The 12,386-nt window shown below is 44.0% G+C and carries 9 protein-coding genes, 2 pseudogenes and 1 other annotated feature; of the genes and pseudogenes, 7 read left to right on the top strand and 4 right to left on the bottom strand.

Annotation, left to right across the window (positions count from 1 at the left end; translation table 11 throughout):
- Window positions 1–75: 75 nt before the first annotated feature.
- Window positions 76–792, bottom strand: coding sequence for a two-component system response regulator ArcA (arcA, locus tag PSI22_RS13175; protein ID WP_038184006.1), 717 nt, complete (start codon window positions 790–792; stop codon window positions 76–78).
- A 685-nt stretch (window positions 793–1,477) separates the two neighbouring features.
- Window positions 1,478–1,597 (top strand) — a sequence feature (Thr leader region).
- A 25-nt stretch (window positions 1,598–1,622) separates the two neighbouring features.
- On the opposite strand from arcA, the gene thrA reads away from it, so the two are divergent.
- The 3 genes from thrA to thrC are packed head-to-tail and all read left to right on the top strand — an operon-like array spanning window position 1,623 to window position 6,309.
- Window positions 1,623–4,082: a bifunctional aspartate kinase/homoserine dehydrogenase I gene (gene thrA / locus PSI22_RS13170; RefSeq protein ID WP_273580144.1), complete on the top strand. Its 2,460-nt coding sequence runs from the start codon at window positions 1,623–1,625 to the stop codon at window positions 4,080–4,082.
- Window positions 4,083–4,084: 2 nt separating this feature from the next.
- Entirely contained in the window at window positions 4,085–5,014 is a 930-nt protein-coding gene (gene thrB, locus PSI22_RS13165; RefSeq protein ID WP_503016473.1) for a homoserine kinase, read from the top strand.
- 2 nt (window positions 5,015–5,016) lie between these two features.
- Window positions 5,017–6,309 (top strand): threonine synthase, encoded by a 1,293-nt coding sequence (thrC, locus tag PSI22_RS13160; RefSeq protein WP_273580142.1) that lies wholly within the window; start codon window positions 5,017–5,019, stop codon window positions 6,307–6,309.
- 48 nt (window positions 6,310–6,357) lie between these two features.
- Here thrC and yaaA read toward each other — a convergent pair whose 3' ends face one another.
- Window positions 6,358–7,134, bottom strand: coding sequence for a peroxide stress protein YaaA (yaaA, locus tag PSI22_RS13155; protein WP_273580141.1), 777 nt, complete (start codon window positions 7,132–7,134; stop codon window positions 6,358–6,360).
- A 199-nt stretch (window positions 7,135–7,333) separates the two neighbouring features.
- Between yaaA and tal the strand changes: the two genes are divergently transcribed.
- From tal to PSI22_RS13135, 3 genes are all read left to right on the top strand, one after another.
- Window positions 7,334–8,287 carry a transaldolase gene (tal, locus tag PSI22_RS13150; protein WP_273580140.1) on the top strand — a complete coding sequence of 318 codons (954 nt, stop codon included), beginning with the start codon at window positions 7,334–7,336 and terminating at the stop codon, window positions 8,285–8,287.
- A 107-nt stretch (window positions 8,288–8,394) separates the two neighbouring features.
- Window positions 8,395–8,970 carry a molybdopterin adenylyltransferase gene (gene mog, locus PSI22_RS13145; RefSeq protein WP_038198011.1) on the top strand — a complete coding sequence of 192 codons (576 nt, stop codon included), beginning with the start codon at window positions 8,395–8,397 and terminating at the stop codon, window positions 8,968–8,970.
- Between the two features lie 539 nt (window positions 8,971–9,509).
- Window positions 9,510–10,562 (top strand): lectin MOA-related protein, encoded by a 1,053-nt coding sequence (locus PSI22_RS13135; RefSeq protein ID WP_273580139.1) that lies wholly within the window; start codon window positions 9,510–9,512, stop codon window positions 10,560–10,562.
- A gap of 194 nt (window positions 10,563–10,756) precedes the next feature.
- Here the strand turns inward: PSI22_RS13135 and PSI22_RS13130 are convergent.
- Both PSI22_RS13130 and PSI22_RS13125 read right to left on the bottom strand, forming a co-directional pair.
- A pseudogene (locus tag PSI22_RS13130) lies at window positions 10,757–10,918 on the bottom strand (IS6 family transposase); the annotation flags it as partial.
- A 282-nt stretch (window positions 10,919–11,200) separates the two neighbouring features.
- The gene (locus PSI22_RS13125) at window positions 11,201–12,022 is read right to left on the bottom strand and encodes an intradiol ring-cleavage dioxygenase (protein ID WP_273580138.1); all 822 of its coding nucleotides are present in this window, start codon (window positions 12,020–12,022) and stop codon (window positions 11,201–11,203) included.
- A gap of 119 nt (window positions 12,023–12,141) precedes the next feature.
- Here PSI22_RS13125 and PSI22_RS21520 point away from each other — a divergent pair.
- Window positions 12,142–12,279 (top strand): annotated as a pseudogene (locus PSI22_RS21520) (Tn3 family transposase); the annotation flags it as partial.
- Between the last annotated feature and the right edge of the window lie 107 nt (window positions 12,280–12,386).

Genomic DNA, 12,386 nt, shown 5'->3' with positions numbered 1-12,386 from the left:
CCCATTAAACAAAAGCCCTGATGTCGAAGGACATTCAGGGCTTTTTTGCAAATGCGGTAGTTTAGGTGGTATCGATTAGTCTTCTAAATCGCCACAGAAACGATAGCCTTCACCATGAATGGTGGCGATGATTTCTGGAGTATCTGGTGTGGATTCGAAGTGTTTACGAATACGACGGATAGTGACATCAACGGTGCGATCATGAGGTTTCAGTTCGCGCCCTGTCATTTTTTTCAGCAGTTCTGCACGAGTTTGGATTTTCCCCGGATTCTCACAGAAGTGGAGCATCGCACGGAATTCACTGCGTGGCAGTTTGTACTGATCTCCCATTGGGCTTACCAGAGAGCGGCTGTTGATATCTAATTCCCATTCATTGAACTTATAGCTTTCAACCTGACGGCGCTCTTCACCTGAATGACTCAGGTTCATAGTCCGGGAAAGCAGATTCCGTGCACGGATGGTTAATTCTCGTGGGTTAAATGGCTTGGTGATGTAATCATCAGCGCCAATTTCAAGCCCAAGGATCTTATCCACCTCATTGTCACGCCCTGTTAAAAACATCAGAGCGACATTTGCCTGCTCACGTAATTCACGGGCAAGAAGTAACCCATTTTTACCTGGCAGATTGATATCCATAATCACTAAGTTGATATCGTTATCTGACAGAATGTTGTGCATTTCTGAGCCATCAGTGGCTTCATAAACGACATACCCTTCAGCTTCAAAAATGCTTTTCAGGGTATTGCGTGTGACAATTTCGTCTTCAACAATCAAAATGTGCGGGGTTTGCATGGTTGCTACCTAAAATCGCTAAAAAAAACAGAATCTGTATGACGCAAGCTGTTATTATTAAAAGAAAATATGCTGATCTTGTTCTGAATTACAGAAAACGCAGCTCATGTCCAAAATAGACGTTGTTGATATATTTTATGCCAGAAGCCAGCATCGCTTTTTTGAGGGTGCATACCCGAAAAAGCGGGTTTAAACAGGGGACTATATTAGTCTATTAACAGCAATATAACAGCTAGTAATGCACTTGCCCTCTAAAAAAGCTAACTTTTGTTGATACATATCAAAATCAATTGTAGCACGTTAACATTCGTTGTAATTGTTAATTTTAAACTCGGTCATATGTTATTAAATTGAGAGAATATTGTTAACCATGTGGTGTTGCCAGAACGTTTAGGTAGATTAACAGTAACGCCCTAATGTCAAGATGAGCGTGTTTTTATCATAAAGACAAAATAATTACAAAATATGTTTTTCATGACATTAAATTCTATAAAACGATATTATCGGCCAGATAATGACGTAATCGTTTTGCTATATTCTGAATGATTACAATACGGAAAATGGCATTTTTTTATGCTTTCATGACAAAAATATTTGACTTCGGCCACAGTTTGCTTTAACCAATAGGGGGTCAAACGAATTAAAAGACAGACAGGAAATCATGCGCCATATCAGCCCGAAAAATAAGGTTACTACAGAAACCATTACGACGATTACCACCGGAACCATGAGTTACGGGGCGGGCTGACGCGTACACATAAAATAATAAAAAGCCCGTATCCCACAAGATACGGGCTTTTTTTTGGACATAAATCAGGAGAGAAATGCTAATGCGAGTACTGAAATTTGGGGGCACCTCAGTTGCAAATTACCAGCGTATACTGAGTGTTGCTGATATCGCCGAAAGTGAACTATCCCTTGGGCAAGTGGCCCTGGTTCTTTCTGCACCCGCAAAAATCACGAACCACTTGGTGGCGATGATAGACAAAACGGTTGCAGGGCAGGATATTGTTTCTAACATGAGCGATGTGCCCCAAATCTTTGCTGATTTGCTGTCGGGCTTAAAAGAACATCAGCCGAATTTCGATTATGAATACCTGAAAGGCGTTGTGGAACGTGAACTTGCCTACCTGAAACAAACCTTGCATGGAATTTCGCTATTGAAGCAGTGTCCAGACAGCATTAATGCGGCTCTGATTTGTTGCGGTGAAAAACTGTCCATTGCCATTATGGGGGCGGTTTTACAGGCGCGCGGTCATAAAGTGACAGTCATTGATCCGGTCAAAAACCTGCTTGCTCACGGGCATTATCTTGAATCTACCGTTGATATTCACGAATCGTCCAAACGCATTGCTGCGCTGAACATCCCGGCTGAGCATATCATTCTGATGGCGGGTTTTACTGCGGGTAACGATAACGGTGAATTGGTGGTACTGGGGCGCAATGGTTCCGACTACTCAGCGGCAGTGCTGGCTGCGTGTCTACGAGCGGACTGCTGCGAAATCTGGACTGACGTAGATGGCGTTTATACTTGCGATCCAAGGGCTGTACCCGATGCGCGTCTGCTAAAAAGCTTGTCATATCAGGAAGCGATGGAGCTTTCTTATTTCGGTGCCAAAGTCCTTCATCCGCGGACAATTGCGCCTATTGCCCAATTTCAGATCCCTTGCCTGATTAAAAACACGGCGAATCCCGATGCGCCGGGCACCTTTATCGGAGAAGGGCAGAAAGACGAAAATCTGCCTGTCAAGGGCATCACCAACCTGAACAGTATGGCGATGATCAACGTCTCAGGACCTGGCATGAAAGGTATGGTCGGGATGGCGGCGCGGGTGTTTTCCGTTATGTCTCGCAAAGGCATTTCTGTTGTGTTGATCACGCAGTCTTCATCGGAGTACAGCATTAGTTTCTGTGTGCCGCAAAAAGAGCTGACAAAAGCACAGAAGGCGCTGACCGAAGAATTTTATCTGGAGCTGAAAGATGGTGTACTCGATCCGATTGATGTGATCGATAACCTTGCCATCATCTCTGTGGTTGGGGATGGAATGCGGACTCAGCGAGGTATCTCTGCCCGGTTCTTCTCCGCACTGACCCGCGCCAATATTAACATCATCGCCATTGCACAGGGATCATCTGAACGTTCCATTTCGGCTGTGATTGACAATGATACCGCTACCACTGCGGTTAGGCTCTGCCACCAAATGTTGTTCAACACCGCTCAAGTGGTTGAAGTCTTCGTGGTGGGAGTGGGTGGAGTGGGTAGCGCATTGATTGAACAGATCCGTCGCCAGCAGTCATGGCTCAAACAAAAACACATTGATCTGCGAGTGTGTGGCATTGCCAATTCGCGGGCGATGTTGACGGATATGCAGGGCATCGGTCTGGATAACTGGCAACAGTCGCTATCAGAAGCGACCGAGCCTTTCAGTTTGAGTCGCCTTATCCGTCTTGAAAAAGAATATCATCTCCTGAATCCGGTCATTGTGGACTGTACTTCGAATCAGTCAATTGCGGAGCAGTATGCCAGCTTTTTAGGCGATGGTTTCAATATCGTGACCCCGAATAAAAAGGCTAATACGCTGTCGATGGCCTACTATCGTCAAATTCGTCAGGCAGCCGAAAAATCGAAGCGGAAATTTCTGTATGACACCAACGTAGGCGCAGGATTGCCGGTTATCGAAAACTTGCAAAATCTGCTCAATGCGGGGGATGAACTGGTGCAGTTCAACGGCATTCTGTCCGGCTCGTTGTCCTATATCTTCGGCATGTTGGATGAAGGCATGACGCTTTCACAAGCGACTCTGCTAGCAAAAGAAAAAGGCTTTACCGAACCTGATCCACGGGATGATCTCTCCGGTATGGATGTTGCCCGCAAGCTATTAATTCTTGCTCGTGAATCTGGCTATGAACTGGAATTGGAGGATATTCACGTAGAGCCAGTCTTGCCGGCCGCGTTTGATGCCAGCGGTGATGTTGGTAGCTTTCTGCAACGTTTGCCACAACTGGATCAAGAATTCACTCATCGTGTTGCTGATGCCGCAGAACAGGGGAAAGTTCTGCGTTATGTTGGCATCATTGAACAAGGCCGTTGTAGGGTGAGAATTGCCGCAGTTGATGGCAACGATCCGCTTTATAAGGTCAAAAATGGCGAAAACGCACTGGCTTTCTATACCCGTTATTATCAACCCATTCCGCTGGTGCTACGTGGCTACGGTGCTGGGAATGATGTCACAGCCGCCGGGGTTTTTGCTGATATATTACGTACTCTGTCATGGAAATTGGGGGTTTAATGGTGGTCAGGATTTATGCACCCGCCTCTATCGGGAACGTTGGCGTTGGGTTTGATGTGCTCGGCGCAGCGGTTTCTCCTGTTGATGGCTCGTTGCTTGGAGATTGCGTCTCTGTCTGTGAAGCTGAACGTTTCAGTTTAAGTAATGAAGGGCAGTTTGCCGGCAAATTGCCTGCTGATCCCAAACACAACATTGTTTACCAATGCTGGCAGCTTTTTTGCCAGCGTCTGGGAAAAGAGCTGCCTGTTGCCATGACACTGGAAAAAAACATGCCGATTGGTTCAGGGCTGGGTTCCAGCGCCTGCTCGGTAGTTGCTGCTCTGGTGGCATTGAATGAGTATGCTGGCTGTCCATTTGACAGCATCCAATTGCTGGACATGATGGGCGAGTTAGAGGGGCGTGTTTCCGGCGGTGTGCACTATGATAATGTTGCGCCGTGCTACTTAGGGGGATTGCAACTGCTCCTTGCGCAGGAAAATGCTGTTTGTCAGTCGGTTCCTACTTTTGATGATTGGTTGTGGGTGATGGCTTACCCCGGTATCAAAGTTTCGACATCAGAAGCCCGTGCCATTCTGCCGGCAAATTACACCCGTGGGGATATGATTAATCACGGTCGTTATTTTGCGGGATTTATTCACGCCTGCCATACCCAGCAATCCGAACTAGCGGCTAAATTGATGAAAGATGTTGTTGCTGAACCTTATCGCACACAACTCTTACCCGGATTTGCCAACGCGCGTGATGGAGTAAAGAAACGGGGTGCTCTGGCGTGCAGTATTTCGGGTTCTGGGCCGACATTATTTGCGATCTGCAATGACATGGCTGTAGCGAAAGAAGTCGCACAGTGGCTGCAACAACATTACGTACAGAATGATGAAGGTTTTGTGCATATTTGCCGTCTGGATCTCGCAGGCGCACGACAGGTAGGGTAACGATGAAACTATATAATTTAAAAGACAGTAGCGAGCAGGTCAGCTTTTCACAGGCGGTCAAACAGGGATTGGGCAGACAGCAGGGGCTGTTTTTTCCGCAGGACTTACCTGAATTCAGTCGTGACGAAATCGACGAATTATTGAAACTGGATTTTGTCAGCCGTAGCCAGCGAATTCTCTCCGCCTTTATTGGTGATGAAATTCCCGCAGAACAATTGGTGGCTCGTGTCAAAAATGCTTTTGCCTTTCCTGCCCCGGTGACGGGCGTCGAAGACGATATCGCTTCGCTGGAGCTGTATCATGGACCGACACTGGCTTTCAAAGATTTTGGTGGTCGTTTCATGGCGCAAATCCTCGCACAAATCGCGGGAGAACAGCCGGTTACTATTTTGACTGCGACTTCCGGTGATACCGGGGCGGCGGTTGCTCATGCCTTCTATGGTTTAGGCAACGTACAGGTGGTGATCCTCTATCCAGAAGGAAAAATCAGCCCATTGCAGGAAAAACTGTTCTGCACACTGGGGGGCAATATCCACACCGTCGCTATCAAGGGCGATTTCGATGCTTGTCAGGCGTTGGTAAAACAGGCTTTTGATAATGAAGAACTGAAACGTGCACTGTATCTCAACTCTGCCAACTCAATTAATATCAGTCGCTTATTGGCGCAAATCTGCTACTACTTTGAAGCTGTTGCCCAGATCCCGGCAGAAAAGCGTGAACAGTTGGTAATTTCCGTACCAAGTGGCAACTTCGGTAACTTAACGGCGGGGTTGCTGGCGAAATCGTTGGGGCTGCCAGTAAAACGTTTTATTGCTGCCACGAATGTCAATGACACCGTTCCCCGTTATCTGGCTGAAGGAGCGTGGCAGCCACATCAGACCGTTGCGACTCTTTCGAATGCGATGGATGTCAGCCAGCCAAATAACTGGCCGCGCATTGAAGAATTGTTCCAGCGCAAAGGTTGGTCACTCAGTGAATTAGCCAATGGTGTGGTGGATGACAATACCACTCAGGCCACGATGCAAGAACTGGCCGCCAAAGGCTATATTTCCGAACCCCATGCCGCCGTTGCCTATCGTGTACTGCGTGATCAATTACAGGCAGGAGAATATGGCCTGTTCTTGGGAACGGCTCACCCGGCCAAATTCAAAGAAAGTGTTGAAGCGATCCTCGGCCAGCCGCTGCCATTGCCACAGGAATTGGCAGAGCGTGCGGATTTAGCCCTGTTATCCCACTTTCTGCCTGCTGACTTTGCGAGTTTGCGCGAATTCTTAATGGAAAGAGCACCGAAATAACGCCGTATTTGTCACTCCACCTGAATGGCGGTGGAGTGACATACGCTATTAATGCTGCTCAGGGCGTTTAAATACCCGCTCACTGCCTTTGGAGAGCGATTCATCGAAGACGTACCCTTCCAGATTGAATTCCACCAGCCGGGCAGGATCAGTCAGTTGATTCTGAATGATAAAGCGGCTCATCAGCCCACGCGCTTTCTTGGCATAGAAGCTGATCACTTTATACTTGCCATTTTTTTCATCCAGAAAAATTGGTTTGATAATTTGAGCCGCTAGCTTTTTAGTATTCACCGACTTGAAATATTCATCTGAAGCCAGATTGACCAACACACCATCACCTTGCTGTTCCAGCGCAGCATTCAGATTTTCAGTGATGAGATCCCCCCAGAACTTATACAAATCCTTGCCACGCGGGTTCTCCAGCCTGATACCCATTTCCAGCCGATACGGCTGCATGAGATCGAGAGGGCGTAATACGCCATACAGGCCGGATAACATCCGCAAGTGCGTTTGGGCAAAGTCAAAATCGGCGTCTGAGAAGGTTTCTGCCTGCATACCGGTATAGACATCACCTTTAAAGGCGAGGATCGCCTGACGGGCATTTTCTGGGGTGAAATTCGGCTGCCATTCACCAAAACGAGCCGCATTCAGGCCGGCCAGCTTATCACTGATGCCCATCAAACTACCGATTTGCGCTGGCGTTAAGGTTCGGCAGACATCGATCAATTGCTTGGATTCCTCCAGCAATGCAGGCTGACTATATTTCTCTGTTGCGAGTGGACTTTCATAATCGAGTGTTTTTGCAGGTGAAATAGTAATAAGCATGATTTTGTTCCGGTATGATTTTGTTTCGAATCGTTTTCCCCATAATGCAGGCTTTCTCAACTTTAGCAAAAACAAACTGAAAAGGGCGAATAACAGCGATAAGATTTTCCTACCTTACAGCAGCGCTTGACCATGTTATTATCACCGGATGGCGAGGCAACAGTGCCAATATTTTACGTATAACGATGAGATATTAAACATGACCGATAAACTGACTTCCCTGCGTAAACTGACAACAGTCGTAGCAGATACTGGGGATATCGCGGCGATGAAACTGTATCAGCCGCAAGATGCAACCACCAACCCTTCCTTGATTTTGAACGCAGCTCAAATCCCTGAATACCGCCAACTGATTGATGAAGCCATTGAATGGGCGCGTGGTCAGAGTGATTCTCGTGAGCAGCAGATTATTGATGCCGGCGACAAATTGGCAGTCAATATTGGTCTGGAAATTCTGAAGCTGATCCCTGGCCGCATTTCCACCGAAGTTGATGCGCGTCTTTCTTATGACACCGAAGCCAGCGTAGCGAAAGCAAAACGTTTGATCAAACTGTACAACGAAGCGGGTATCAGCAATGACCGTATTCTGATCAAACTGGCTTCTACATGGCAGGGTATCCGTGCGGCGGAGCAACTGGAAAAAGAAGGTATCAACTGTAACCTGACCCTGCTGTTTTCTTTTGCTCAGGCGCGCGCTTGTGCGGAAGCGGGTGTTTACCTGATTTCTCCGTTTGTTGGCCGGATCCTTGACTGGTACAAAGCGAATGGCGATAAGAAAGAATTCACACCGCATGAAGATCCGGGTGTGATCTCTGTGGCTGAAATTTACCAGTACTACAAAGAACATGGTTATAACACGGTAGTTATGGGCGCAAGTTTCCGTAATTCCGGCGAAATTCTGGAACTGGCTGGCTGTGACCGTTTGACTATCTCTCCTGCGCTGCTGAAAGAACTGTCTGAAACAGCAGGTGAAGTTGAGTGCAAACTGGGTTATGAAGGCGAAATCAAAGCGCGTCCAGCTCGATTGACAGAAGCTGAGTTCTACTGGGAACACCATCAGGATGCGATGGCGACCGAAAAACTGGCGGAAGGTATCCGTAAGTTTGCCGTAGACCAGGGCAAGCTTGAGAGCATGATCGCTGATCTGCTGTAATCTTAAGCGATACGCTATTTTTTCTTCCACAAAGGCGACATAATGAGGTCGCCTTTTATTTTTTTACTTCACCATGAACGACATTTTTTCTGTTAATTGAGGTTCGTATGAATGTACTGCGCATTGGCCTCGTGTCTGTTTCTGATCGTGCTTCAAACGGTGTCTATCAGGACAAGGGCCTCCCTGCATTGGAAACATGGCTGGAAAAAGCGATTACCACGCCTTTTAGCGTTGAAACGCGTCTGATCCCTGATGAGCAAATCCTGATTGAACAAACCCTGTGTGAATTAGTCGATGAGCGGGGCTGCCATTTGGTACTGACAACGGGGGGAACCGGGCCAGCGCGCCGCGATGTAACTCCAGATGCAACACTGGCAATTGCAGATCGTGAAATGCCCGGCTTTGGTGAACAAATGCGCCAGATCAGCCTTCAATTTGTGCCAACAGCGATTTTATCCCGTCAAGTAGGCGTTATTCGTCATCAAGCGTTGATCCTCAACCTACCCGGTCAACCGAAAGCCATTGCGGAAACGTTGGAAGGCCTGAAAGATGACAGTGGCAAGGTGCTGGTGTCAGGGATTTTTGCTAGTGTCCCTTACTGCATCCAACTGTTGGATGGCCCTTATGTGGAAACAGATGAAACGGTAGTCGCCGCTTTCCGACCAAAAAGCGCCCGTCGTTAATACCCTGTAGCTGTGTTTGGAGCGTTTACGGCGTTGATAATTTAACCACTGGCAACAAAACGCTATTCTTACCTGTGTTCAACCTCACACTTTCTTAATATGGGCTGAATGATAACTTTATCACTTCAGTCCGGATTTAGCTGGCGATTCATGCCGCCGCTAAAAAATGGATAATGCTAATCCAAAATTGGCGTCTTGCTATGAGTCGTTTTATGATTGAATTTACTGAGAAAAAACAATTAACATCGTCATTCACTGACAGTTTTCAAACTCAAAATCCATTTTTTGAATATTGAATTTTACCTCCCTATTTCCAATTTTAAAATAAGCTATTCTAATGGATGGCTTATTCAATATTAAATATTTTCTATACATAAACATTTAATCCGGAAATTTTATAGTTTTCATCTATAATTATAAATATACAACATCATAACCTCAGTTATTGACTGATTATGTTTTAACTTCCAGTGAAAACTATACGTAACTACTTAAAAACCATACACAAGTACTTAATTTAACAATAAGGCAGCTATATTATGGAAAAGAAAGATAAAGCCATTAAAACACACAGCGTATTCGATTCAGATAAATCAACACTTTCAGAAGAAGAAAATATTCATCATGGTGAAAACCCCATTACCCTTTCCCCAAATGGGTCTGATGTTATCTTGATAGATGACGCTGAATCTCTCGAAGACGATACATCCCCTCACGCTTCCTATTTCATTAAAGACACACATGGACGTACACTCTGTATCGATGATAAAGACAAGGAGGATCTTTATTTTGAGGCTGATGAAAAACCTGCCTTTATGGGATCGGAAGATTATTCTGCTAACTTTATCATGCTACAACTGCGGGATAAAAAAATTCCGGAAAACTCAATAAAGATGATAGGTGAATACAACGATAAGAAGTACGTCATGTATGCCTATGACAATTCTATAGACCTCACTTCAACTAAATTATACTGGCATACTCGTAATCCCAGCATAGATGATAGGCGAATATCATTCAACAAAGAGTATGTCAAAACAGAAAAGGGGTTAAAGCAATATAGGCTCGTTTGGAATAATCAGGGAACAGAAATGTTTTTGTACAGTCATTCCCATGATGAGTCGCGGTCTTTGCTAACTGCAAATCATAAAAAATACAGCTTATTTACTCTGCATGCTGATTTTATTAAGGAAAAACTTATACAGCCCTTAGTTAAAAAAACCTGGCCGGATATCAAATTAAGGTTATTTACGTTTAGGATTCTGGATCCATTCTACAAATTAGTTTCAGACGAAAAAGTAAAGAAAATATACAAAGAATCAGGGCTGGAAAATTTCAAATATAGAAAAAATTCTTTTGATTGTGATGATTTTAGTTTTGTATACAAAGCACAGGCCTCCAAAGAAGCCTATTCAAATAATGAAAAATTTGGGTATGCAATTGGGGTAATATTCGGGATTTTTGAAGAAAGAGTTCATGCTGTTAATATATTTATCGACCATGATCTCAAGGTTAAACTTATAAAGCCGCAAAGTGGTCAAATAATAGAGGCTAAAGACTGGGAATACACACCATTTTATATCTTAATATAAAAACATTAAGTGTGAGATTTCTGACTTCGACTGACAGGTCATTTTTAAAATTTCATTTTTTGGTTGTGTATTTAATATGTTGAACTTGGCGATTCTAGCATTATCTACGATCAAGATCATAAGGTGATTTTAGTGTTATAAGCAGCAATTGGCTCAACACAATAAAATTCACAATACACATATTGAATACATGACCAACAAGAGAGCGTGGAATGATCAACGGCAATCCCACGCTCAGCTAGAATTTCTTCCAGATTACGCAGGCTCAGCGCGTAGGCCAGATACCAACGAACACACTGAGCGATGATATCAACAGGATAATGCAGGCGTTTGAGCGCTTCTCGAGTCAGGGACATCATCAGTTCAACCAATAAAAAAATATCATATTATCCAAACAGGGCTTAATGCGACAGAGCTTGTAATCTGACAGATACCTGTATAAATAATCGGCAACTGTCAGATCAGGTCTGAGATAATATATATGAGACTCTGTTTTTCGGCCTCAAAAGCGGTTCTAAGTATCGAATTTTTACTATTTTTAGAGCATAAAATCTTTTTTCGATACCGCTTATAGTCTATTTTTATCCTGTTGGATCTAAAATCCCGGTTATGGAGGATTTTCTCTAAATTAGATTGACCTACACTGTGTATTTAGCCAAGTCTTTAGGGGTTATTTTCTTGGACACATGGTCTTTATTAATAGATAAAACTATCTTTCCATGTAATCCATCCAATGGATTATCACCTATTTTTTTTACTGTCAAAATTGCAGCTCTATTTTTAACTCCAGAAAAGATAGAATCATCTTCATTTTTAAGCCTATTAATCTCCCTTGGAGAATACATATCATTAATCATGACTTCTTTAGATATATCCTCAGGGAAATAGAGTTGGCCTACAAAATAGAATTTATCTTCCTGTCTTTTTTGTACATTCGCACTCCTTGCTGATAAATGGATATGTATAGCTCTTCCGGCATAAAATCCAGGGAAAATCGTGGTGAATCTGACTATGCCTTCTTTGTCTGTCCTTTGTGCCCCACGAAGAAATGTGCTTTCATCCGTTCTTGAAATCGTCCCTATATTATCAGATGGAGCCTCGAGATCTGGGTTTATGTATTTCCAACCTGAATACTTTCCCATTGCATTACAATGCCATATATCAATAAGGATATCATCTAAAGGTTTACAGGTTACAGAATCAGTGACTTTCATTGTCAATAAAAGAGGTATTCCTTGTTCATCCTCTGTGATATTCCTTCTCAGCAGTTTGTTATTTATAAAATATGGACCTGACATTTCCTCTGGGGTCATTTCGCAAACGCCGATACCAATACCATCCTCTTTCTTTAATTGACTAGGTGAAGAGGCGAGAGCTCCTGCTGGAAGTAGAGGTAATAATGAAAATACTGCACCAGTAACCCCCGCCTGTTTCAGAAAATTCCTTCTTTCATTTTTCATAAAGTGGTTCCTTATATGTCATTTAGTAATATGATTTGTTGTATAGTCAATGGGTAAGCTATAGTTTAATATGAGGATTCAGATAAGTGTAGTGGTTTGTGTTTGAAATCTGGGTGGTCTGTCGTATCAATATACTAAAAATTAGGTACTCAACCAAATATTTCCGTAAAGGGAAAGACGTATCCGCAATGACATTGGTATCCAACCATGTGCCAATCAATACAACGGTCATTTCACCTAATGAGTATGAAGGTCACTTATTCCTTTGGCGAGAAAGATGCTTATTATAGAGACTGACCGCCCTTCTGAAAAATTGTACTTATTAGTCTAATTTAGCTATTATTTATTATTTATTATTTATTAT

Origin of the sequence: Xenorhabdus aichiensis, assembly GCF_028598775.1 — a bacterium.
Taxonomy (GTDB): Bacteria; Pseudomonadota; Gammaproteobacteria; order Enterobacterales; family Enterobacteriaceae; genus Xenorhabdus; species Xenorhabdus bovienii.
Note: the sequence above shows the minus strand (reverse complement) of the source record. Positions and strands in the feature narration are given on the sequence as shown.